This is a genomic window from Agrobacterium sp. NPDC058088, assembly GCF_042885035.1.
Taxonomy (GTDB): domain Bacteria; phylum Pseudomonadota; class Alphaproteobacteria; order Rhizobiales; family Rhizobiaceae; genus Agrobacterium.
In genome coordinates this window covers 1-24,583 of the sequence record NZ_JBHVSU010000007.1, presented here as the reverse complement: position 1 = coordinate 24,583, position 24,583 = coordinate 1, and the positions used below count along the sequence as shown (strand labels likewise).

Sequence of the window (24,583 nt, the reverse complement as noted above, 5' to 3'; positions counted from 1 at the left end):
TGCAGCACGTCATATGTTTTCATGTTAACTCAGGGAGGGGTTGGGATGAAGTACCATCAAGAGTTTTTACAAATGAGAATTGCGCGTCTGCGGCGAGCAGCCGGCGAACGACCGGCCCCTGACGGATTTCTCTCAAGGAAGCGCGGCCAGCAATGACAGAGATTTCACTACGCGGGCTTGGACATCGTTTTCTGCAACTGATCGTCAGCCTCTTTATCCTGCTCTGCATCACCTTCATCATAGGCCGTGTGATGCCGACCGATCCGGTCGGAGCAATCGTCGGCGAGCTTGCCGATCCAAAGGCCTATGAGGCCATGAGGGCGCGGCTTGGCCTTGATCTGCCCCTTTATCAGCAATTCTTCATTTACTTGCGTGGCCTGCTCCATGGGGATTTCGGTATCGCGATCCTGACAGGCAATCCCGTGACGCGGGATCTGGCGCAGGCCTTCCCCGCAACCTTCGAACTCGCGACGCTGGCGATCATTATCTCGACGATCATCGGCGTTCCCCTCGGCCTTGCCGCAGCCCTGTTTCGCGATACGTTCATCGACAAGTTCGCGCGCGTCTTTGCACTGGTTGGACATTCGATACCCGTCTTCTGGTTCGGTATTGTCGGGCTCGTCATTTTTTATGCCAGTCTCGATCTGGTCGGGGGGCCTGGCCGGGTGGACGTGTTCTACGAAGGTCTGGTGGAACCCAGAACCGGTCTGATGCTGGTCGACAGCCTGCTTGCAGGCGAGACGGAAATATTCTGGAACGCGCTCGGACATATCATCCTACCGGCCGTAATCCTTGCCTATATGGCTATGGCCTATATCACCCGCATGACAAGGGCCTTCACCCTCGAACAGCTGAGCCAGGATTATGTTATTGCTGCACGGGCCAAAGGTGTCAGTCCCGCACGCACCATAACCCGCCATGTGCTGCCAAATATCGCCGTGCAGCTCATCACCGTTCTGGCAATTTCCTACGGCAATCTGCTGGAAGGCGCCGTGGTGACCGAGATCGTCTTTTCCTGGCCAGGCATCGGCCAGTATATGACCAATGCGCTGCTTATCGGCGACATGAATGCAATCCTCGCCGCCACGATCGTCATAGGCTTCATATTCATGTTGCTGAACTTCATCGCCGATCTGGCCTACACCACGCTTGATCCCCGCACACGGGAGGCCGCACGATGACCGATATCGCGCAAAACAGTACCGTTGATCGCCCCGGCGTCCTGTCGCGCCTGTCGACCACAACTCTGCGGACACTTGGAAAGCTCGCAGACGAGCCACTTGGGATGTTCGGCTTCGCCATTCTGGCGGTTCTGGTTCTGGTCGCCATTTTCGCTCCGCTGATTGCGCCTTACGATCCTGCCCGCCAGGCGCTCGAAAACGCGCTCCAGCCTCCCAGCTGGGCGCATCTGGCTGGAACCGACGAATTCGGCCGCGACATTTTCAGCCGGCTCGTCTACGGCACCCGCATCACCATCCAGACGGTGCTGTCGGTCTCGGTCATCGTCGGTCCGATCGGCCTGGCGATTGGCGTCATGGCCGGTTTTTTCGGCGGGCGCACCGATGCCATCCTGATGCGCGCGACCGATATCGTCCTCTCTTTCCCCTCGCTCGTGCTCGCACTTGCCTTCGCGGCTGCGATGGGAGCAGGTCTCGGAACAGCTATCATCGCGATCTCGCTCACCGCATGGCCGCCTATTGCGCGTCTTGCCCGCGCGGAAGCACTGGTGGTGCGAAACACCGATTATGTGGCCGCAGCCCGCCTCTACGGTGCCTCGCCGCTGCGCATCCTGTTTCTCTATATCGCGCCGATGTGCATTCCCTCGGTCATCGTGCGCCTGACGCTGAATATGGCGGGCATCATCCTGACCGCCGCTTCACTCGGCTTTCTCGGTCTCGGAGCGCAGCCGCCGCTGCCGGAATGGGGCGCGATGATCTCCAGCGGCCGTAAGTTCATGCTCGACTACTGGTGGGTCGCCGTCATGCCCGGCATTGCAATCCTGCTGACGAGCCTTGCCTTCAACATCGCCGGCGATACGCTGCGCGACCTTCTGGATCCGCGTCATGCCCGTTCCTGATAGCTCCCCCATCCTCTCGGTCCGCGACCTCAACGTCCGTTTCGGCCGCAACACCATTCCGGCCGTGTCCAATGTCAATTTCGATGTCGGGCGCGAAAGGGTCGGCATCGTGGGTGAATCCGGCTCCGGAAAATCTACCACCGGTCGCGCCGCCATGCGGCTCCTGCCGAAAAGCGCCACGGTGACGGCGGAACGGATGGATTTCCTGTCCGAAGCGTTGCTCGAAAAATCCGAGCGCCAGATGGGCGCGATCCGCGGCAGCGAGATGGCGCTGATTATGCAGGACCCGCGTTATTCGCTGAACCCGGTGCTGCCCATCGGAAAGCAAGTGGCGGAGGCTGCCGAACTGCATCTGGCGCTGACCGGAAAGGCAGCGAGAGGTGCAGCGCGCGACATGTTGCTGCGCGTTCGTGTCAACGATCCCGACCGTGTCATGGCGCTTTATCCGCACCAGATATCGGGCGGCATGGGGCAGCGTGTGATGATCGCCATGATGCTGCTCGCCAAGCCAAAGCTGGTGATTGCCGACGAACCGACCTCGGCCCTCGACGTCAGCGTGCGCAAGGATGTTCTTTTGCTTCTGGACGAGATGGTGCGCGAGAATAATTCCGGCCTGATCCTCATCAGCCATGACATCCGCATGGTCGCGGCCTTCTGTGAGCGCGTGCTGGTCATGTATGGCGGGCGCGTGGTGGAAACGCTGACGAAGCTGGAGGAAGCGCAACATCCCTATACGCGGGGTCTCATCGCGGCGATGCCCGATCCCCGCAATCCGGTGCGACGTCTCAAGGTGCTGGACCGTCAGGCCATCGATGCGGAGGTGATGCGATGATCACGGTAGACAAGCTCGACGTCGTCTATGGCGCAAAGGAAAACCGCAATCACGTCGTGCGCGGCGTCAGCCTCACGGTCAACAAGGGTGAAACGCTCGGCATCGTCGGTGAGAGCGGCTGCGGCAAGTCGACCTTGTTGCGGTCGCTGGCGGGACTGGAGGCCGGCTGGACCGGCTCCATCAGCTTCAACGGCAAACCGGTCGGCAAGACCCGCAGTCGCGACGAACTGAAACTGGCCCAAATGGTGTTTCAGGATCCCTACGGTTCGCTGCATCCTCGCCACCGCATCGGCCGGGCTCTCGCCGAACCGATCTACGCCATGGGACTTGACGATGGCTGGTCAAAAGTGCCTGCCGCCCTGCAACAGGTTGGCCTGCCCGTCCATTTTGCCGAGCGGTTCCCGCATGAACTTTCCGGCGGCCAGCGCCAGCGCGTGGCAATCGCCCGCGCGCTCATTCTGGAACCGCCGATCCTGCTACTTGATGAACCTACCTCCGCGCTCGATGTCTCAATCCAGGCCGAAATCCTCAACCTTCTTGCCGACCAGCGCGAAGAACGAGACTTGACCTTTGTTCTCGTCAGCCACGATCTGGCGGTCATCGCCCACATGTGCGACCGCGTGCTGGTGATGCAGAACGGCGTTTTTGTGGATGAGCTGACCAAGGCCGACCTTGAAGCAGGCGTCACACATGCCGCCTACTCAGGTGAGCTGTTCGAAAGCAGTTTCCTGTAACAATCTCTCCACAACGCTCACGCCGGGCGGCCCATACACGGCCGCCCGCCTTCTCCCGCGGCGCGATTTCGGCGATTTCACCCGATCAGTAGCGGACAATCGCCGTCAGGGGACGAGCGACCTTTTAGGCCGATAAATTTCACCACCGACTGCGTTCAAACCACCGGAACAATGCGTTCAGCATTTGTTCTGGATTGCTGTTTGAGTCTTTGCTAATCATTGCGACAACAGGGCAGACAATGGCCGGACATTCCGACGACTGCCATCTCTGAACAAGGTTCTCACGCGTGGGAACAGGCAGGTTATCGAAGGATTGCTGGCATGGCGGTTGCCTATCTGGAAAAGCTCAACGAACAGCAACGCAGGGCAGTGCAGCATGGCGTTGGGCTGGAGGAAGGGCACACGGCCGGACCGCTGCTGATCATCGCCGGTGCCGGTTCCGGCAAGACCAATACGCTCGCCCACCGCGTCGCCCATCTTATAGTCAACGGCGCCGATCCCCGCCGCATCCTGCTGATGACGTTTTCGCGGCGGGCTGCCTCCGAAATGTCGCGGCGTGTCGAGCGTATCTGCAAGCAGGTTCTCGGCGCGAATTCCGCAATCATGACGGATGCCCTGGCTTGGTCCGGTACGTTTCATGGCATCGGCGCCCGCCTGTTGCGCATCTATGCCGAGCAGATCGGGCTCAATATCGATTTCACCATTCATGACCGTGAAGACAGCGCTGACCTAATGAACCTTTCCCGGCACGAACTCGGTTTTTCCAAGACCGAGAGCCGCTTTCCGACAAAGGGGACATGCCTTGCGATCTATTCGCGCGTCGTAAATTCCCAGACGCCGTTAAAAGACATTCTTCGCCAGCATTATCCATGGGTTGCCGACTGGGAGAGCGAACTGAAGGAACTGTTTGCAGCCTATGTCGAGGCCAAACAGGTCCAGAACGTGCTCGATTACGACGATCTCCTGCTCTACTGGGCGCAGATGGTCAGCGATCCCGTTCTCGCGGATGACATCGGGAACCGTTTCGACCATGTGATGGTGGATGAATATCAGGATACCAACCGGTTGCAGGCGTCGGTCCTGATGGCGATGAAACCCGGCGGTCGCGGCCTGACCGTGGTGGGCGACGATGCACAGTCGATCTATTCCTTCCGGGCCGCAACGGTGCGCAACATACTCGATTTTCCGGCGTGCTTCAGCCCGGCGGCAGATATCATCACGCTGGATCGCAACTATCGCTCGACACAGCCGATTCTCGCGGCCGCTAACGGTGTCATCGATCTCGCGCGCGAGCGTTTTACCAAGAACCTCTGGACAGAGCGGCAATCGCTAGAGCGCCCGAAGCTCGTGACGGTGAAGGACGAAAACGAACAGGCGAATTTCATCATCGACCAGATCCTCGCCAACCGCGAAACCGGCATGACGCTGAAACAGCAGGCCGTGCTGTTCCGCACCTCCAGCCATAGCGGCCCGCTCGAGGTGGAACTGACCCGCCGCAACATCCCCTTCGTCAAATTCGGAGGCCTGAAATTCCTGGACAGCGCCCATGTGAAGGACATGCTGGCCGTGCTCCGCTTCGCGCAAAACCCGCGTGACCGCGTCGCCGGTTTCCGGCTGCTGCAGATGCTGCCCGGCATCGGGCCGAAGAAAGCCGGCAATATTCTAGATATGATCGCGCCTGACCCGGAACCACTGCTTGCCCTTGCAGAAATTCCGCCGCCGCCGAAGACCGGCGATGATTGGACCGCTTTCACACAATTGCTGATGGGGCTGCGGCGGGGCCAAAACGGCTGGCCCGGCGAAATCGGGCAAGCCCGCCTTTGGTATGAACCCCATCTCGAACGCATCCATGAAGATGCCGACACCCGCAAAGCCGATCTGCAGCAACTTGAAGAGATCGCCGGCGGCTACCCCTCACGCGAGCGCTTCCTGACCGAGTTGACGCTCGACCCACCTGACGCCACAAGCGATCAGGCCGGCGTTCCGCTTCTCGACGAGGACTATCTCAGCCTTTCGACCATCCATTCGGCCAAGGGCCAGGAATGGCGCTCCGTCTTCATTCTGAACGTGGTCGATGGCTGCATCCCCTCTGACCTCGGTGTTGGCACCAGCCAGGAACTGGAGGAAGAACGCCGGCTGCTTTACGTCGCCATGACCCGCGCCAAGGACAGCCTGTCGCTGATAACCCCACAACGTTTCTTCACCGCCGGCCAGAGCCAGCAGGGAGATCGGCATGTCTACGCCGCAAGAACCCGTTTCATACCGGCGACGCTGTTGCAATTTTTCGAAACGATGAGCTGGCCACTTGTATCGGCCGCAGCATCGGAGCGCAGTGCACAGCAGATCCGGATTGATGTGGGTGCGCGGATGCGAGCGATGTGGAAATAAAAAGCGGGGCGTTCACCCCGCTATCATGCCTGGCGATTGTTTTTCGGTCTAGCCTGCTGTCAGAACTTCACGCTGGCCGTGAGGCTGACATTGAAGGGCTCGCCTACGGCATTGGCATAGCTGGTGGAGCCGATGGACGAGGTGTAATAGGTCTTGTCGAAGATATTCTTCAGATTGAGCTGCAGCGTCACCGGCTTTTCCAGCTGAAGCGTGTAGGTGGCGAAGGCGTCGAAGACCGCATAGCTCGGTAGATTGTAGGAATTATCGTTAATGCCGGCGCGCTGGCCAACCGCCCGCACACCGCCGCCGATGCGCAGCGTATTGCCGTTCGGACCCACCTCGCCGACATCATAGGCAAGGAAGAGCGAGCCGGTGTGACGCGCCACATTCGGCAGGCGCTTGCCGGCATAGGTGGGATCATCGAGCACGAGCGCATCCGTATAGGCATAGCTTGCGATGAGATCGAGATCGTCGGTCAGGCTGCCGGCAATATCGACCTCCACACCGCGCGAACGGACGAGGCCAGCGGCCTTCACCGTCGAGACGCCGCCGACATCTTCCGAATAGGCGACATTGCGCTTGCGGGCGTTGAACAGGGCGATATTGGCATTGAGCCCGGCGAAAAGATCGAACTTGGCGCCCACTTCGTAGGCAATTCCCTCTTCCGGATCGAGCCCGCCATAATAGGCGCCGATGGATGACTGCGGGCGGAAGGTTTTCGCCACATTGGCGTAAAGCGAGGCATTCGGAGTGAGCTTGTAAACCAGACCGGCATTGGGAATGAGTTCGCCGCCATCCTTCTCGGTATTGACGACGAAGGGACGGCCCTTGCCGGCATAGATGTCGTAATACTGGTAGCGCAAGCCGCCGACCGCGATCCATTGATCGTTAAGATGGAGGGCATCCTGCATATAGATCGAGGCGGTGGAGAGCTTCTCCGTCTGGTCGCTGTCGACCGCTCTCACCGTGGTGCAGATCGGCAGGCGACCATAGACGGGATTATTGATGTTGAAATTCGTGGAATTCGCGCATCGCAGCATGTCGGTACGCAGGGTATCGCTGTAATCGTAAGACGCGCCGAACAGCAGGTCGTTGCGCAGCCCGCCGATTTCGGCCTCGCCCGTCAGATCCGCCCGCAGCGCGTGATTGTAGATCGTCGAATATTGCGTCGCATCGGCCCGTCGCGTTACCTGTCCCGTGCGGGAGTTATAACCCATCACACGCGCCTGATTGTCCGAATATTCGTTGCGGCTATAGGCGTAATTTAGCGACAGCTTCCAGTCATCGGAGAGTTGGCGGTCTATCGCGATGCTCGCCAGATCGGATTTGCCGTCGGTGATGTTATAGGCTTCATCGAGGCGCAGGCGCCGGCTGACATTGATCGCCTTGCCGGTCGCCGGATTGAAGATCGTGCCGCGATCGAACGGCACGCTGTAGTCCTCATGCATATAGGAAACCGTAATATCGGTGTCCTCGCCGCTCCATTTCAGCGAAGGCGCGATCAGCCAGTTCTTTTTCTCACCAAAATTACGCCAGTAATCGCTGTTTTCCCCCTCGCCGATCAGGCGATAGGAAAAATCCGTGCCCGCAATCGGGCCGGTCACATCGAAACCGCCTGATGTACCATACTTGCCCGCCCCATAGGCGGAAAAGCGCGAATAGGCCTCTGACGTGAATGTGTCCTCGGGCTTCTTCGTCACGACATTCACCATGCCGCCGGGATCGAGGATACCATAAAGCGTGGAGGCGGGCCCCTTCAGAACTTCCACCCGCTCGACCGTATCGTTGAAGGAATGCGGCAGCGCCGTCTTCAACCCGTTGACGAGTATGGAGCCGTCGCGATTATCGCCGAAACCGCGGCGGATCACGGCATCCTGCGTACCGCCGAGCGTATTTGCCTGGGTGACGCCGCTGACATTGGCCAGCGCATCGTCCAGCGATCGCGCCTGCTGATCGCGCAGCACCTCAGCCGTCACCACATTGACCGATTGAGGAATGTCGAGAAGCGGTGTTTCGGTGCGTGTCGCCGTGCCCGTCGTCACCGGCTGATAACCGCGCGCACCTTTTTTGACATCCGCATTGACGGTTATGGTTTCGAGCACGGTCGTCCCATCAGCATTTTTCTTCGGTGCTGCACCCTCCTGCGCATAAGCAGGCAGGGCGACCCCCGCCAGAAGAAATGCCAGCAGCGCCCGCGAGCGCATCCCAATGATCATCGAACCGTCATGCATCGTGTCTTGTCCCCGGCTGTCCCAAATCGTCATCGCGACGATGCACCGCTCTTTCAATTGATGAATGTAGTAGTCAACTTTATTTCTACATCAGCGCGGCAAAACGTCGGCACCGAAGGGGTGCATGCGCGCTTCCTGGCGTGTCATTTCAGCCCATGACAGCCCCTTTTTGTTCAAATTGACAGCCGAAAACCGCATTTTTGAACGCTATATACTTGACTACTACAGTCATCAATAATTCTGGTGGCAACGCATTTAGATGGTGACGAATTTGAACGACGGCATGAGACCCATAAGCACGGATAGAGGCCTTGCGGCGCAGGCAATCGAGCTTGCCTACGGCGACACGCCGGTGCTTGCGGACATGTCCATCGACGTCGCACCGAACCGCTTCACCGTTCTGCTTGGCCCGAACGGCTCCGGAAAATCCACGCTTCTCAGCGCGCTTGCCCGTCTGCACCGGCCCGCGCGGGGCCATATTCTTCTCACCGGTAGCGATATCTTCCGCCACCCGACCAAGGAGGTAGCGAAAAAGCTCGGGATGCTGGCGCAGCAGAACCATACGCCAGAAGGGCTTTCGGTTTTTGATCTCGTCTCCCGGGGCCGCTACCCGCATCAGGGATTTCTGAAGCAGTGGAGCGAGGAGGACGCTCGCGCGGTGGAAGAGGCGCTTTCCGTGACCGGCATGTCCGAACTGGCGCAAAGAGCAGTCGACAGCCTTTCAGGCGGCCAACGCCAGCGCGCCTGGATCGCCATGGCGCTGGCGCAGCAGACGGATGTAATTCTTCTCGACGAGCCGACCACCTTTCTCGATCTGCACCACCAGATAGAGGTGCTGGACATGCTGGCCGGCCTCGTCACCCGCCACAACCGTACGATCGTGGCGGTGCTCCACGACATCAATCTTGCCCTGCAATATGCCGATCACCTGATTTTCCTGAAGGACGGACGGCTGCGGCACCGGCTGGAAACGGCAGCGGCGTGCGATGCCGGCATCATTGCCGATGTCTTCGACATGGCAGTTGCCCAACTCACACATCCGGTGACGGCGCGGCCGGTATTTCTTCCCCTGCCCGGACGGGCCGGCGCTGTATGATGCCCAACGGAACCAGCGGACGCACCCTTGCCCTTAGAGAGCGAGCCTATGGCCGCACACTTGCAGCAGCACTTCTCCTGCTGCTCACCATGCTGCTTCTGGTGCTGGCGCATATGGCCACCGGCCCGCGCCCCATCGCGCCGCACGTTCTGCACGACCTGATATTCGCTTATGACGGCCGCGATTTCGACCAGCAGGTTTTGATGCACCTGCGCCTGCCGCGTCTGCTGGCTGCGATGCAGGCCGGGGCCTGCCTTGGAACAGCGGGGCTTCTGCTGCAAACCCTGCTTCGAAATCCGCTCGGCGACCCGCATATTCTGGGCTTGAATGCGGGGGCAAGCCTTGCCGTCGTTCTGGCTACAGTGATGCCGCTCGGGCTGATCGCAACGCCGCTGTTCCGCCCACTGCTGGCGGCAACGGGCGCGGGCATCAGCTTCTCGCTCGTGCTTCTCGTGGCGTCCGCCGGTCGGCAGGGGCTGACACCGGCAAAACTCGTGTTTTGTGGCATTGCGCTTTCCACGCTTGCCGGAACCCTCACCTCCGCCATCCTCATTCTCAATGAGGAAACATTGCAGCAGATGCGTTTCTGGCTTGTGGGCGATACGGCTGGCGTTTCCATGGCATCCATCGCCGCCGCCCTGCCTGCGGCAGTGATTGCGCTCGTCCTGGCTTTCGCCGTCGCCCTCCGGCTCGATCTTCTGGCGCTGGGCGAGAGCGCTGCCGCAGCACTCGGTGTGCCGATCCGTTCGACCCGTATTCTGGCGCTTGTCTCCACGTCGCTGTTCTGCGGCGCGGCCATCGCCGTCGTCGGTCCTATCGGTTTCGTCGGCCTGGTCGTGCCGCCGCTCGTTGCACGCCTGAAAACGGGTCGGATTCTGCTTGCCATACCCATCGCTGCACTCGGCGGCGCGGTTCTTTTGATCGCCGCCGATCTCGCCGCCCGTCTCATTCTCCTGCCGAAAGAACTGCCCACCGGCGCGATGACCGGCCTTGTCGGCGCGCCGGTGTTTCTCTGGCTGGTGCGCAGGGTGCTGAAATGAACCGTTACCGGGTTGTCCGACTGGGGCGCTTTTCCGTCCGCTTCATGCCGTCGCGGCTGACCACTCTGTTGGTGCTTTTCCTCTGCCTCATGCTTGTCGCCCTGTGGTCGCTCACCGCCGGTAGCCAGCACATTCCCGCCTCTGCCCTGTGGTCGCTTGTCAACGCAACCAACACCGATCCCGCCATGACCGACGCGGTCGTGGTTCTCGACTTCCGGCTATCGCGTCTGGCGCTTGCGATGGTAGCCGGGGCCATGCTCGGCATTGCCGGCGCCGTCATGCAGGCCACGACCCGCAACGGCCTTGCCGATCCTAGCTTGCTCGGCGTGCGCCAGGGCGCATCCCTTGCCGTGCTGGGTTGCCTGTTCCTGCTGCCGTCCCTTCCGGTCACGTTGCGTCCCGTCGCGGGTATTACCGGCGGGATGGCAAGTGCCGCAATCGTTCTGCTGCTCTCCGGCGCAACCTCGCGCCTGCGCTTCGTACTGACCGGCATCGGCTTTTCATGGTTTTTATCAGCGCTGCTGCTTATCCTCATGGCATCGCTCGATATTCGCAACTTGCAGACCGCTATGATCTGGACGGCGGGAAACCTGCAGGGCGCAAGCTGGACCGCCGTCTCAATCCTCTCCGTCATCCTCGTCATCGCCCTTGGACCTTTGCTCCTGACTGCTCGCGCCGCCGACGTGCAGGCACTCGGCAATCATGCGGCGACGGCGCTTGGCGTCCATAGCCGCCTCCTTTCGGTGCTTCATGTCGCGCTAGCCGTCATCCTCACCGCATCCTGCGTTTCCTTTACCGGCGGCATCGGTTTCGTCGGTCTGATCGGTCCGCATATCGCCCGGCTTCTGTTGCCCGGCGGTTCCTATCCCGGGCTTGTCATGGGCGCAGGCCTGACAGGCGCAATTCTGGTCGCAGCGTCCGACACCATCGCCCGAACCGCCTTTTCACCGTTAGAGCTACCGACCGGCCTCGTTCTTTCCGCCGTCGGCGCACCCACGCTGCTTGCCCTTCTCTGGTTTCACCGGCATCGCCTATAGGTCCCCATGCGCAAAACACTTCTCGCCTTTCTCCCAGCCGCCGCTTTTCTCTACGGCATAGCCACGGCCCAGGCCGAAGAGACTAGCCGAAGCTTCACCGACGACCTCGGCCGCAGCGTTTCTATTTCGGCAAAGCCGAAACGCATCGTGACGCTACACGATATCGACCTCACCATTCCGCTGATCGAGCTCGGCGTAACGCCGGTGGGCAGCCACGGCCGCGTGGGGGCGAACGGCAAACCCTATCTGCGCTCCAGCGCCATTCTGACTGGCGTTGATTTCGACAATAGCGACATCGCCTTTATCGGCTCCATCAATGCCGATCTGGAGGCGATTATCGCCCTTAAACCCGATCTCATCCTGACCGAACCGGATCGCCCTACCCCCGTTGAAAAACTGGCGCAGATCGCTCCCACCGTCGCCATCGACAATACCAAAGACGGCGCGCCGCATATTTACAAAGTGCTGGCCGAGCTGACGGGCACGCAGGCGCGTCTTGCCGTGCTGGACCGGCGATACCGCGCGCAGATCGAGGCGCTGAAGGCATCAGTCGATACCGACAACATCACCGTTTCGGTGTTCCAGCCGCTCAACGGCAAGATCAGTGTCTACCACACCTATCGGGCGCTCGGACGCGTGCTGCGGGACGCGGGGTTTCGTTTCCCCGCCATCATCGACGCCATTCCGGATGGCGACCGTATCGAGATCAGCGCCGAACGCTTGCCGGAACTCGATGCCGATATCATCTTCGATCCCTATCGCTCCGATACCGGCGCTTCACCGCAGGCGGAAATCGACATGATGGAAGCCGTGATGCCGGGCTTCTGCAATTTTCTTCAGGCCTGCCGCAGCGGTCGGTACATCCTCCTGCCGCGCGAGGAAGCGATTTCCAACTCCTATGCCGCGCTCAGCCTCATTGTCTCTGCTGTCCAGTCCCATTTGACGATGCGGCCAGCGCACGAAAAGTGACGGCAACCACCACCACCCCTGATAAAAGCGCTTGTCTCCCGGCGTGACGCGCTGCTAATTCCTGAAGAAGAGTAAGAAACTCAGCTTCACGGAAGAATCCATGCCCGCTGGCGAAACGCACATATCAAGGCTCCGGCGCACCGATCGTTTCGGCGAGCAACTTCGCAAACGCCGCGACCGCCTGTCGCCGGGGATGCTTGCCGTTGCCGAATATATTGACGGCCACCGCCATGCCGTTCTCGCCAAATCGGCGCTGGAAATCGGCTTCGATACCAATACATCCGATGCGACTGTCATCCGCGCCATACAGGCGCTTGGCTTCCAGGGGCTGGTCGATCTCAAGGAAACGCTGGAGGCCTATCTGGGCGTGACGGATTCGCCCGTCGAAAAAATGGCGGCGACGACAAAATCCATATCCGGCAACTGCGATGCCGCGATAGATTTCGTGCTCGAGAATCAGAAAAACACGCTGGAGATGCTTTCAAGCGCAGAAAACCGCGAAGCCATGGCGGCGGCCGTGCGGCTCCTCTCGCAAGCGCGCGGCATCGGCGTTCTCGGCATCGGCGCCTCCGGCATCATCGCCACCTATGCGGCAAGGCTATTCCAACGCTCGGGCGTCCATTCCTATGCGCTCAACGCCACCGGCATCGCGCTTGCCGAACAGTTGCTCGAGCTTGAAAACGGCCACGTCCTTATCATGCTCCTGCACGGCCGTGCCCACCGCGAAGCGCAGACCGCCATAGCCGAGGCCGTCCGCCTCGACATCCACATCATCATGCTGCTCGGCCAGGAAGACAGTGTGCTCAAAAAACACGCCAACGCCAGCCTCTTCCTGCCCCGCGCCAAAAATGAAGGCGTGGCGCTCCACGCCCCCACCTTCATCGCCATGGAAACCATGGCCCTTGCCCTCTCCGCCGCCTGCCCCGCGCGAAGCCTTGAGACGCTGGAGCGGCTGTTGGAACTGAGGACATCGATCAGGCCGCATAAGCGGGTTTAGCTTTTTTAAAACTCTTCCCATCCTTTATAGATGAAAAATGTAGGCAGTGATCAAACAGACGTTCTGGATACTGTTCAATTGAGTTTCCGTCCCTCTTGTGCGGGCGGTCAATAAAGCGTTATTGACTGTCCCTGCCGATAAAGTCATATCACCTCAGAGTAGGCAGACCAGACAGGATCCGCATAGTGCAAGTAGAAGCATTCTCGATACCAGGCTTGAAAAAGATAACTCCAGTTCGTTTCGGGGACAGCAGGGGTTACTTCAGCGAGGTTTTCAAGAGGGAATGGTTTCGCGAAAATGTAGCGGATGTGGAGTTCGTTCAGGACAATGAATCCCTTTCCGCACAGGCCGGAACCGTACGAGGACTTCATTTCCAGACCGAACCTTTTGCGCAGGGCAAGCTCGTTCGCTGCATTCGGGGACGGCTGCTGGATGTAGCTGTCGATATCAGAACAGGATCGCCCACCTTCGGGCGATGGGCCGCTGTCGAACTATCACCTGAAAATAGCGAACAGCTGTGGGTTCCGGCCGGATTTGCCCACGGCTTCATGACGCTCGCTGACGATACGGTCATTTCATACAAGGTGACGGCGCCCTACAGTGCAGCCAATGACCGCGGGGTCAAGTGGGATGACCCCGCCATCGGCATCAAATGGCCAAAGCTCGAAGGCTGCACCTTTTCAGATAAGGATGCAAAGCAACCGCTTCTGTCGGAATTGCCTGAATATTTCACTTACCAAAACACTGGGAACTGATGATGCGCGTTCTAGTTACCGGCGGCGCCGGATTTATCGGCTCGGCCCTCGTACGTTATCTTGTGAGCGAGATCGGCGCGGATGTTCTCACCGTCGACAAACTGACATATGCAGGAAATCTGGCGTCCCTCAAGCCGATCGAAAATGCGCCAAATCACCGCTTTCTTCAAGCCGACATATGTGACCGGGTTGCGATGAATGACGCATTCACGACATTCCAGCCGGACTATGTGATGCATCTGGCCGCCGAAAGTCATGTCGACCGTTCCATCACCGGCGCAGCTGATTTCATTCAGACCAACATCAACGGTACTTTCACGATGCTGGAGGCGGCGCGGCAATATTGGAGTGGCCTTGAGGGCGACGCCAAGGTGAATTTCCGCATGCTTCATGTATCAACCGATGAGGTTTACGGCTCTCTCGGCGAACATGGTCTTTTCGAAGAGACAACTCCTTACGACCCCTCATCGCCCTACTCCGCCTCGAAAGCCGCAAGCGATCATCTCGCCACAGCCTGGCAGCGCACCTATGGCCTTCCGGTTGTCATTTCCAACTGCTCCAATAATTATGGGCCATTCCATTTCCCGGAAAAGCTCATTCCACTGATCATCTTGAACGCGTTGGATGGCAAACCGTTACCAGTCTATGGAAACGGCGCGAACATCCGAGACTGGCTTTATGTGGAAGACCATGCCCGCGCCCTGTGGCTCATTGTTCAAAAGGGTCTTGTCGGTGAGAAGTACAATGTCGGCGGCAGAAACGAGCAGAAGAATATCGATGTGGTGAACTGCATCTGCTCCATTCTCGACGAACTGCGCCCTCAATCCAAACCCTATGCCGAGCTCATCAAATACGTTACCGATCGCCCTGGTCACGATGCGCGCTACGCCATTGATGCAACGAAGCTGGAAACCGAGCTCGGCTGGAAAGCACAGGAAAACTTCGCCACTGGCATCCGCAAGACCGTGCAATGGTACCTCGACAATGAATGGTGGTGGCAGCCGCTTCGCGAGGGTGTTTATGCCGGAGAGCGCCTTGGCGTTCTGACGAAGGGCTGAACGAATGCGGCTGGCAGTTACGGGCAAAAATGGTCAGGTCGTCAGCGCCCTTCAGGCACTGGCAAGCGCCGAGCTGGAGATCGTGGCTCTGGGTCGACCGGAACTCGACCTGGCGCAGCCTGAAACTGTTTTGAAAGCGCTGCGAGAGGTAAAGTCCGATGCTGTGGTATCGGCTGCTGCCTACACTGCTGTCGACAAGGCAGAAAGTGAGCCGGACATCGCTTTTGCCGTTAATCGTGACGGAGCAAGGGCAGTCGCGCAGGCGGCAAGTGAACTTGGTATTCCCGTCATTCATCTTTCTACGGATTATGTTTTCGATGGCACCAAGGCAACGCCCTATGTCGAAAGTGATCCGACAGGCCCCACTTCCATCTACGGCCGCTCGAAGCTCGAAGGCGAACAAGCCGTTTCTGAGGCTACCGGCAATTACGCCATTCTGCGAACCGCATGGGTCTATTCGGAATATGGCAACAACTTTGTAAGAACCATGCTCCGGCTGAGCGAAAGCCGCGACGAGATCAATGTGGTCGCGGACCAGTTCGGATGTCCAACCTCGGCAAACGAAATTGCCACCGCTATCGTAGCAATCGCAGGGAAACTCCTGGACGATTCCTCGATCCGTCTCCGTGGAGTTTTTCATCTTTCCGGAACCGGGGAAACGAACTGGGCGAATTTCGCGAAACAGATATTCGCATTTTCTGAAGAAAACGGCGGAAAGTCGATGATCATCAACGACATCACGACGGCACAGTACCCTACACCAGCGCGGCGTCCGGCAAACTCGAGGCTTGATTGCAGCAAGCTGGAGGCGGTTTACGGCATACGGCTGCCAAGCTGGCAAACATCAACGCGCGCGGTGGTCACCGCTCTTGCGCAGAGTAAAAAGGAAATGCCATGAAGGGTATCATTCTGGCCGGAGGCAGCGGTACGCGCCTCCACCCCATGACACTGGCAGTCTCCAAGCAGATCTTGCCGGTCTACGATAAGCCAATGATCTATTACCCGCTTACGACGCTGATGCTTGCCGGCATCCGCGAAATCCTGATCATCTCGACGCCCCACGACATGCCGCTATTCCGAAACCTTTTGGGTGATGGATCGAAATGGGGCCTTTCGATCGAATACGCCGTTCAGCCGAGCCCGGACGGGCTCGCGCAAGCATATATGATCGGCGCGGACTTCGTGGCTGGCTCACCATCATGCCTGATTTTGGGTGACAACATCTATTATGGCCACGGCCTGCCCTACTTGCTTGACAGTGGCACGAGCGTGATAGACGGCGCGACCGTGTTTGCCTATCACGTGAACGACCCGGAACGATATGGCGTGGTTGACTTCGACGGCGAGATGCGTGCTCTTTCCATCGAAGAAAAGCCGCTCAAACCGAAATCAAGCTGGGCAGTTACCGGTCTCTATTTCTACGACGCGGACGTAGTCGACATCGCTGCCAACCTCAAACCCTCGCCACGTGGTGAATACGAAATTACAGACGTTAATCGGATTTATCTTGAGCGCGGCAAGCTAAAGGTATCGATTATGGGCAGAGGTTACGCCTGGCTCGACACGGGCACGCCGGATAGTCTTCTCGAGGCGGGTGAATTCGTGCGGACGCTGGAAAAGCGGCAGGGGTTCAAGATTGCATGCCCGGAAGAGATTGCCTTGAGCAAGGGCTTTATTACGAAATCGCAGTTTTCGATGCTCGCTGAAAATGCTGGAAAAGGTGATTATGGTGTATATCTAAGGAAACTCGCAGCGTCATAAAAGCGTTTGGATATTCTTTCGCCTCGAGCCAAGTGAGCCTGGACTCGCTCGCTTAGGGAGCGGATCAAGGGTTCCGGAGTCGAAGGGGGATAGCGTATTACCTTCTGGAGTCAAAATGACTGAATTATCGCTTTCAGACGTAACGGTGGTCTCTGTTTGTTACAAGAGCGATGCCCTGATAACGGAAATGGTTGAGACAGTCCCTGAATCGACACCTATAGTTCTCGTGGACAATGGCAAAACGAGTAACTTTGCGGCATTACCTGCGGCTAGACAGATAACCGTCGTTCAATTGGAGAACAATCAGGGCTTTGGCCGCGGCTGCAATGCAGGCGCGTCGGCTACGAAGACTCCTTGGATCTTGTTTTTAAACCCCGACGCACGCTTGACCGCAGGCGCTATCGAAGCATTGCTACAGGCAATCGACAATCATCCAAACGCCGTCGCATTCAATCCGCGGATTTCCAATTCGAATGGAAGCGAATACTTTAAGCGGCGGTCTTGGCTATTGCCGCGTAACCGCTACATGAAGAAAGGCTGGCCGACCGCAGATGCCGTCGTTCCTATTTTGAGCGGAGCTGCCCTTTTTGTTTCAAAGCAGAAATTCGCTGCGGTGGGAGGTTTTGATCCCGACATCTTCCTCTACCATGAAGACGACGACCTGTCGTTGCGTCTCGGAAAACTGGGACCGCTCATGTTTGTACGCGATGCCCTCGTTTATCATGCTTCGGGGCACTCTTCAGGCCGATCCCCCGAGATCGCGCAGCTCAAGGCTTTTCATATGGCCAAGTCAAGAATTTATACCGGAACAAAGCACCATCGGCCATTCCCAAGAATATCCACCTTCGTTCAAGCTCTAGCTCTGATAATGTCACCCAGCGTTCTATTTTCGGCGCGCCGACGGGCTAAGGCCTTCGGTTTTCTCAAGGGTACAGTCGAGTCTTTCAGGTGAACAATCTTCGCCGGGACTCAGCTACCGCGACTACTGGTGCTCCTTCAACCAAGACCAAACACCAGCAATCCCTTGTCTCAAACCAATTTTAGGCTCCCAGTCAAAATCCATCTTCGCTCTTTCTATGTCGAGAACAGACACTGGGACGTCGAGGCTTCTATGAGGCTTGTAAACAATCGGTATGGGACTCCCGGTAATCTCCTGAACGATTTCTGCTACATGCAGAACGGAGGTCCCTGTCCCGCTACCTCCGTTGTATACCCCAACCTTATCACTAAGCAACGCGCTGACGCATAGGCTGCTAAGGTCTTTGACGTGAATATAGTCACGGATCGCTGAGCCATCTCCCCATATTTCTATGGGCTGGTGCTTAAGAGCGAGGTTGAGATATGTGCCAATTATACCTTGGATTCCCAAGTTGCCCTGATAAAGACCGTAAGGATTGGATGCCCGGATTACGACGGGTTTTAGCCCCGACTTGACCTCATAAAGCTTTAGATAAGACTCTATTGCAACCTTCACCACACCATATGAACATATGGGATCCAGTATGTGTCCCTCCGGAATTGGGACCTCCTGCGGCTTGCCGTAGACTGTACCTCCAGACGACAGGTAAAGAATCCGTGTCACGTCGGACGCCGCCATGTCCTCCAGAAGGCCCAAAGTTCCGAGCAGATTCACCTCAACGTCCCTGCCCGGATCCTTATCGCCGGTGGATGGCACTGTCCCGCTGACGAGATGTGCGACAGCGTTGACATCGGCCAAGAGCTCGCGGATAAGTTTGCTATCTGCCAAATCTCCTGAGACATATTCTACGCCCACCGGCAGCGGACGAGTAGGAAGGTCGCTTCTCCCCAACACCGTGACCTGGTGTCCAGCAACCATCAAATCTTCGACAAGATGGTAGCCGATGAACCCACCGCCACCTAGAACCAAAATCTTCATATAGCGCCTATTGCCTTGCTGCTACCAAACTCATTTACTTGCGAGCACGGAACGATAATGATCAATATACTCGCCAGCGAGGACATCTATGTCGTACGTCGCTCCTAGGACTTTCGCTTTCTCTTTGAAGTCGTCACGGACATCTTTTTCCAAGATTTTTTCCATGGCGTTGCTGAGTTCAATGACAAATTGCTCATTGTTGCGCTGATTTGCGATAATGATTCCTGCCTGCTGGCCATTGATTTGTGACATTGCCTTGATCTCACCGATATCAGTTGAGACGCAAGGCACACCGACTTGAAGCGCTTGTATCAGGCATAAGGGATAAGATTCACCCGGAAAACGTGTCGGGATTAGAGCGACATCGCTTATACGGTAAAGACCGTACACTTCCTTAACAAAGCCAAGGAAGTGTATTGTTGGGTCCGCCGCCGCTAACCTTTTAGCATCATCAGTTGCGGGGCCCTCGCCTACCATCATCAGCGCCATCGGAACGTCAGGTCGCCGCTCCCGTAACAAACGATACGCTCGGACGGCCTCTACCCAGCCTTTGCCTTCGGCTCCGCGAGCCACAAGCGTAAATACAACTGCATCCGCCGCGATGCCCAACTGCGCCCGCGTCTTCGGGAACTCAATTTCATCAACAGGCATGGCGTTTTTGATTTTCACAAACTTGTGTCCATTCATCCGAATACCGTCAAATGGATTCAAATTTCGATCGGCTGTATACGCAAACTTATCAATTCTCTTGCTCCAGCGCGCGATTCTTCCCCTAGAAACCTGCATAGCTTCATAAGAGCCATGTAATGTGGAAATAAACGGTATGGAGATGCTCTGTTTGTCCAACAAAAACCCTTCCACGTTTGCGACATGGGAGTGGACGAGTGAGATTCCTGCGTCTCTAATAAAATTGCTCGCTCCCATGTCTCGAACTGTATTCGCAGTATAAACTGGAATGCCTGGATCAAGCATACGCCTTACGTCTGGGTGGTCTTCAGCATCATGCATTTGTAGGATGGAAACCATTATCCCTCTTCGACGAAGCGCATTCGCCAGATGAATAGGAAAAATTTCCCCCCCCCCGAATGAAAAGCCCAGTATGCCGACGAGCACATGAATTTGTTCTTTTTGGATTTTACTTAGGCTTCTATAATTTACTAATTTGTCAAATTCGTCCGTCCGTAAGCCACTTCTTGTTGAGACGCTACGACAGGTATCAATGAATTGATTCAAAGTATCGTTCGGTATGTCCCAACGCTGTTTTAACGATACCATTAGTCGCGCGTATTCCTTATAGTACTCTGGATTTCTCTGCGCGCTGCTACCAGAAGTGTTATTTTCATGGATACGGAAATAGCTCACGGCACTTGGCTCGTATGCGATTTGTCCGCCACCCGCGATAACCGAATAAAGATACCAGTCGCCCATGATCTTGTAATTTCTGGCCTCCTCCCAGACTTGCTCCGAAATCTCGAAGCGACGCCAGAGACACCCGCCGACGTTAGCTATAACATTCTTGACACCAAAACTCTTTCGAAACCACTCTGCCGCGGGACGCGTCAAACGCGCATCCCAAATCCCTGGCTCACTTTCCTCGCGGTAGTGGTCAAGCCCAGCAAAATACTCTCCCGTACTATTCGCAAACTGGATACGTCCAAATGCCATCATGACACTCGGATCACGAAACGCGCTTATCATTCTTTCAACGAAGGTTGGCTCGCAGAAATCATCGCTTTCGCAAATCCAGATCAAATCGCCCTTCGCCAGCGAATGGCCCTTCTGCCATTGATGAAACACATTCCCGGAATTTCGAGTATTATAAACAGCGCTAACACGGTCAGGGTATCGTTTTACATACGATTCGATAACGGAACGACTTTCGTCAGTGGAACAATCATCAAGAACGATGATCTCAATCAAGGGATAGGTTTGCGCCAAGATACTGTCCAAGCGCTCGGGAAGGTACCTTGCGTGGTTGTAGTTTGGGATAATGGCTGTTACCCTTACCCCGCTTTGCGCGCTGATTATAGAGCGGCTTGCAGCAATAATCTTATTTGACGATATCTTATTGTAGTAGTCGACACAGAACTGGTCTACCTTGCGTGAAAGCAACATTGGATCACGTTTCTCAGCAGACTTCAAAAATCTATTACGCCTCCTCACACTGAACATCTTAACTTCAGAGAGAGCATACAACAACTTCGCTAACAATAGGCGTTTTATTAGCCCTAGGAATGGTGCTTTGCTCAGCATATTGCCGCGCTGAAGCGCGTCAACTTGTCCGGAGATTTGATCAATGTCTGCCATGAGGACTTCGGCCCACTGCGCCTCCAATCCCATGCGCTCAATAATGGGTTCGCCCGATTCGGCATCCTGCAACAAAAAGCTGCCATTATTTAGACTGTCGACGGGCTCATCCGATGCGATGCCGATCGTGTAACTGGATGGCTCGACGCCTGCGATCGTTTGGCTCCTACCGGGTCCCTCTTCGGAAACTGATCTTTCGGCGACCCCTTCCCTTATCACTGAACCAAACCCTGTCTTCTGACCATATGTCGAGACGTGCGCAAAATATTGTTTAAGAGACAGCCCTAGCCCATTCTCAACAAGCCCCCAGCCTTGAGGCTTTACAGATACCTCCACCGCCGCTTCCGCCCCAGTTGCTTCCGGCAGCGAAATTATGAATATTCCACCGGTCCGCAAGACGCGCTTCATTTCTTTTATAAAGACATCATTCACTTCAGGATTCTTAAAATCTCCAAAGTAAATGACAACGTCCGCCGACGCTGCAGGCAAAGGAATGTGTTCAGTCGAACCTAGACGAAACGAAATATTTTTCGCTGGGAACGTAGACTGTGCATTAGTGATCACATCAATAGACGCATCCAGACCAATCACAGACCGCGCAGTTTCCGCTAATAGACCTGCGCCAGATCCATCGGCGCCTGATAGGATGAGGACGTCTTTCCCTTCAACAAATCTTTTGGCTAGATGGTACCGATGCAACCAACCTGCCTCGATAAGCGAGTTCAGAGCAGCGGGGCTAGATACCGCCCTCCCTCTCGTTTTCTTGGTCATAATACCCTCGCTCTGCAATGCACCGACATCGCCTTGGCGATAACGTATTCGCTTTCCAGAGTCGAGCTATGGCCTTGAATTTCACCGTCTACTGCAAGCGATTTATCCGCTTCGCACAATCAGTTTTGGAAAAGGCTTCGCTTTTCCGTAACCTGACAAAACAATAATCAAGTATCTGCGTCACGAAAAACTATGCAAATCATAGCCCACCTGATTTATTGACTTTAAGGCCATCTATACAAAGGCAGCCATATTCGCTAGGGCACAAATAGGGTGAGACGGGGCCCGAATCGATGATGGTGACAGCACCTCCCGCATGGGGATAGGGAGGCAAGAAGCCAGCGTTTCTCGTGAAAATCTGGAGAGAGGGTTTCCAACGTCATTTACAGCTATATTTCCCGCGCGGAGCGCACGCCCTCGACGAGAGGACCGTGCCGTTAAAATTATTGAAGCCCCCCATGTTGTATTGGTAAAATGAACTTTCCCTGGCGGAGGTCGAACCACTTCTTTCCGAACATCTACGCATTAAAAAGTTTTGCTACTAAATCCACGTAACTCGAGAACGTATATCAATGCTTATTTAGCCGAACATTACAAACCGACACGTAATTTCCACCTCTAACGGCTAAGAAAGCGCCGGAACTTAGGATTAGCTCTATGCCAAGATTTCCAAGCGACAAATATCAGGTCGCCGCGTCAAAACAATCCGAGGGCATTTTTACTATATTTTCTGTCTTTCTGGCCTTTGCAGCACTCTCGATAGCCTGCTCGACTCTATGGTTTGTGATACGACATCATATGGTTATGCCGTTCTACGATGATGTATTTGATCAATCTCGTTATTTCGACTCCTCCGGAAGCTGGGGGAGCATTTTTACATTTCTCATATCTCCGCACAATGAACACAGAATCGCGACCACGCGGATACTAATGATTCTTGATATGATTTTCTTCCAAGGAAAGGAATATCTACAGATATTTGTATCATCAACTCTTCATATTTTCGTTTCTTTTATTTTGTTTTTTGCCGCTTTCGGAAAGGATATTTTAAAACAATCGCTAACGAAGAACTTGATACTGTACTCACCATTTGCGATATTAGCTATCAATCCAAACTATATGTACACTTTCCTAGTGCCGTTCCAAGTACAACACGCAATTGCGGCTACCTTATGCGTCATCACTGCGACGGAAATTGGTAATGCCAGTAAAATACCTGGTGGGCCCGCCATTTCTGACAGAGGCTTCTTTCTCCGTCTCATCGTATTAGGCTTTGTCGCAACCTTTACCTTAGGAAATGCTCCTGTAATACTCCTAAGCGCCGCGGCGATGGGTGTGATCCTGCGCTGGAGGTTTTCGACGATAGCTATTCTTTTGGCAATTGGGACTGGGCAAACATATGCAATGCTTGCCGGCATGAATTCCGTGGGCTCCGCATCGCGGAACTTGTTAGAAATTTTTCAATTCTTATCTGTTTACTTGGGTGGCCCGCTGATGCGATATGAAGCGTGGCCGGCAATGTATGTTACTTATTTTCATTCTGTAGGATGGATGACAGCATTCGGGTGCGCGGTCCTTTTTGTCGGTGCAGTTTTCGCAGTGTGGCGTTTCATCAAGCCGGGCATCGGAGGGACGGTAGGCGCCACGGGCCTTGCTTTACTTGCGATGGTCATTGCGACCGGTTTAGCGGGAGGCTACTCACGTGCTCAATTCGGTTTTCTCGAGGCATCAAATAAGAAATATGCTTCATTCGCAGCGCTTGGTTTAATTGCATCGCTGCTAATAGTCACGTCCATCTTGCAATCGACCAAAAAGGGGAGCAGGGCTGTCATTTTCCTGTATACGGCTGTCCTTCTGGTAATTATGCCTGTAAGCTACTCAGCGTACATACGTGAAGGGCAAATTTGGCAGAAAGCGTCTGATAGGAATAAAGAGGCAGCTCTGGCCGTTTCGCTTGAGATAAATTCTCTCTCCTTATTAGGTAACGTTTCCTCCCCAGCAGCTGACGTTGCAACTTATGTTGCTCATACGAAACCAAGGAATTTGGGCGCCTTCAGCTTATTTCACTACAAATGGGGCGACGATATTGAACCTGTGCTATCGTTGATGAAAGAGACGTCGTGCCGAGGCCAAGTGGAGAGTCTCTCGTCTTTCCCAAATGACGACTTGGCTAATATATTTAAAGTCACTGGTACACCTGCGATTGTAAAAGGGTGGAGCTGGATGGACGGGACGCGCGCTCCTGCCGACACTATACTTGTCGTTGACGCAAAAAATAAAATTGCGGGAATCGCTCGAACAACACGTGTCAGCGAAGCTGCGGAAGAGTGGCTCGGTCAGAAGTTCAAAGAGAATACTGGATGGTACGGGTTTGTCCGGACACCAGATTTAGGAAGCCTTCGGTTCTATGCAATTGGCCGCAGAGAGAGCGTGTTTTGCCAGTTTGCTTCTGTAGATAGATAACGCGATAAACTAAGTGGTGAAAGCCATGATTGGAAGAAGTGGTTTGCCGCGCCGAACGCCAAGGGTGTCGACCGTTGATCTGAACCCTTCAAACTGGACCAATTTTGGTTAGAGTTTTCCGGTGCATTTTCCTGGCTGGGAAAGGAACGGAAGACGATGAAAGCATCGCA

19 protein-coding genes are annotated in these 24,583 nt (G+C 55.8%); 16 read left to right on the top strand and 3 right to left on the bottom strand.

Annotation, left to right across the window (positions count from 1 at the left end; translation table 11 throughout):
* Positions 1-152: 152 nt before the first annotated feature.
* The 5 genes from ACFVTJ_RS18050 to ACFVTJ_RS18030 all read left to right on the top strand — a co-directional run bounded on the left by ACFVTJ_RS18050 (position 153) and on the right by ACFVTJ_RS18030 (position 6,031).
* A complete protein-coding gene (locus ACFVTJ_RS18050) occupies positions 153-1,181 on the top strand; it encodes an ABC transporter permease (protein WP_386909710.1) in 1,029 nt (342 codons plus the stop codon).
* Complete coding sequence (locus ACFVTJ_RS18045; RefSeq protein WP_386909708.1) at positions 1,178-2,077, top strand: ABC transporter permease; 900 nt, start codon at positions 1,178-1,180, stop codon at positions 2,075-2,077. The genes ACFVTJ_RS18050 and ACFVTJ_RS18045 overlap by 4 nt, the downstream gene beginning before the upstream one ends.
* Positions 2,064-2,909, top strand: coding sequence for an ABC transporter ATP-binding protein (locus tag ACFVTJ_RS18040; RefSeq protein ID WP_386909706.1), 846 nt, complete (start codon positions 2,064-2,066; stop codon positions 2,907-2,909). The genes ACFVTJ_RS18045 and ACFVTJ_RS18040 overlap by 14 nt, the downstream gene beginning before the upstream one ends.
* Entirely contained in the window at positions 2,906-3,643 is a 738-nt protein-coding gene (locus ACFVTJ_RS18035) for an ABC transporter ATP-binding protein (protein ID WP_386909705.1), read from the top strand. The genes ACFVTJ_RS18040 and ACFVTJ_RS18035 overlap by 4 nt, the downstream gene beginning before the upstream one ends.
* Before the next feature lie 321 nt (positions 3,644-3,964).
* On the top strand, positions 3,965-6,031 hold the full coding sequence (locus ACFVTJ_RS18030; RefSeq protein WP_386909703.1) for an ATP-dependent helicase: 2,067 nt from the start codon (positions 3,965-3,967) through the stop codon (positions 6,029-6,031).
* Positions 6,032-6,090: 59 nt separating this feature from the next.
* Here the strand turns inward: ACFVTJ_RS18030 and ACFVTJ_RS18025 are convergent, their stop codons facing one another.
* Positions 6,091-8,262: a TonB-dependent siderophore receptor gene (locus ACFVTJ_RS18025; RefSeq protein WP_386909701.1), complete on the bottom strand. Its 2,172-nt coding sequence runs from the start codon at positions 8,260-8,262 to the stop codon at positions 6,091-6,093.
* Positions 8,263-8,545: 283 nt separating this feature from the next.
* Here ACFVTJ_RS18025 and ACFVTJ_RS18020 point away from each other — a divergent pair, with 283 nt between their 5' ends.
* From ACFVTJ_RS18020 to ACFVTJ_RS17975, 10 genes are all read left to right on the top strand, one after another.
* Positions 8,546-9,358, top strand: coding sequence for an ABC transporter ATP-binding protein (locus ACFVTJ_RS18020; protein WP_386909700.1), 813 nt, complete (start codon positions 8,546-8,548; stop codon positions 9,356-9,358).
* On the top strand, positions 9,358-10,398 hold the full coding sequence (locus tag ACFVTJ_RS18015) for a FecCD family ABC transporter permease (RefSeq protein ID WP_386909698.1): 1,041 nt from the start codon (positions 9,358-9,360) through the stop codon (positions 10,396-10,398). Before ACFVTJ_RS18020 ends, ACFVTJ_RS18015 begins: the two co-directional genes overlap by 1 nt.
* A complete protein-coding gene (locus ACFVTJ_RS18010) occupies positions 10,395-11,435 on the top strand; it encodes a FecCD family ABC transporter permease (protein WP_386909696.1) in 1,041 nt (346 codons plus the stop codon). The genes ACFVTJ_RS18015 and ACFVTJ_RS18010 overlap by 4 nt, the downstream gene beginning before the upstream one ends.
* 6 nt (positions 11,436-11,441) lie before the next feature.
* A complete protein-coding gene (locus ACFVTJ_RS18005; RefSeq protein ID WP_386909694.1) occupies positions 11,442-12,404 on the top strand; it encodes an ABC transporter substrate-binding protein in 963 nt (320 codons plus the stop codon).
* Between the two features lie 100 nt (positions 12,405-12,504).
* Positions 12,505-13,401, top strand: coding sequence for a MurR/RpiR family transcriptional regulator (locus tag ACFVTJ_RS18000; protein WP_386909692.1), 897 nt, complete (start codon positions 12,505-12,507; stop codon positions 13,399-13,401).
* Positions 13,402-13,586: 185 nt separating this feature from the next.
* A complete protein-coding gene (rfbC, locus tag ACFVTJ_RS17995) occupies positions 13,587-14,156 on the top strand; it encodes a dTDP-4-dehydrorhamnose 3,5-epimerase (RefSeq protein WP_386909690.1) in 570 nt (189 codons plus the stop codon).
* Between the two features lie 2 nt (positions 14,157-14,158).
* The gene (gene rfbB, locus ACFVTJ_RS17990) at positions 14,159-15,214 is read left to right on the top strand and encodes a dTDP-glucose 4,6-dehydratase (RefSeq protein WP_386909688.1); all 1,056 of its coding nucleotides are present in this window, start codon (positions 14,159-14,161) and stop codon (positions 15,212-15,214) included.
* A 4-nt stretch (positions 15,215-15,218) separates the two neighbouring features.
* On the top strand, positions 15,219-16,112 hold the full coding sequence (gene rfbD / locus ACFVTJ_RS17985; RefSeq protein ID WP_386909687.1) for a dTDP-4-dehydrorhamnose reductase: 894 nt from the start codon (positions 15,219-15,221) through the stop codon (positions 16,110-16,112).
* A complete protein-coding gene (gene rfbA, locus ACFVTJ_RS17980; protein ID WP_386909685.1) occupies positions 16,109-16,975 on the top strand; it encodes a glucose-1-phosphate thymidylyltransferase RfbA in 867 nt (288 codons plus the stop codon). The genes rfbD and rfbA overlap by 4 nt, the downstream gene beginning before the upstream one ends.
* 115 nt (positions 16,976-17,090) lie before the next feature.
* A complete protein-coding gene (locus ACFVTJ_RS17975) occupies positions 17,091-17,927 on the top strand; it encodes a glycosyltransferase family 2 protein (RefSeq protein ID WP_386909683.1) in 837 nt (278 codons plus the stop codon).
* Positions 17,928-17,957: 30 nt separating this feature from the next.
* On the opposite strand, the gene ACFVTJ_RS17970 is transcribed toward ACFVTJ_RS17975, so the two are convergent.
* Both ACFVTJ_RS17970 and ACFVTJ_RS17965 read right to left on the bottom strand, forming a co-directional pair.
* Complete coding sequence (locus ACFVTJ_RS17970) at positions 17,958-18,872, bottom strand: NAD-dependent epimerase/dehydratase family protein (protein WP_386909681.1); 915 nt, start codon at positions 18,870-18,872, stop codon at positions 17,958-17,960.
* Positions 18,873-18,902: 30 nt separating this feature from the next.
* Positions 18,903-21,950: a glycosyltransferase gene (locus tag ACFVTJ_RS17965; RefSeq protein ID WP_386909680.1), complete on the bottom strand. Its 3,048-nt coding sequence runs from the start codon at positions 21,948-21,950 to the stop codon at positions 18,903-18,905.
* 657 nt (positions 21,951-22,607) lie between these two features.
* Between ACFVTJ_RS17965 and ACFVTJ_RS17960 the strand changes: the two genes are divergently transcribed.
* Positions 22,608-24,413, top strand: a complete 1,806-nt coding sequence (locus ACFVTJ_RS17960) for a hypothetical protein (RefSeq protein ID WP_386909678.1) — start codon at positions 22,608-22,610, stop codon at positions 24,411-24,413.
* Positions 24,414-24,583: the final 170 nt, after the last annotated feature.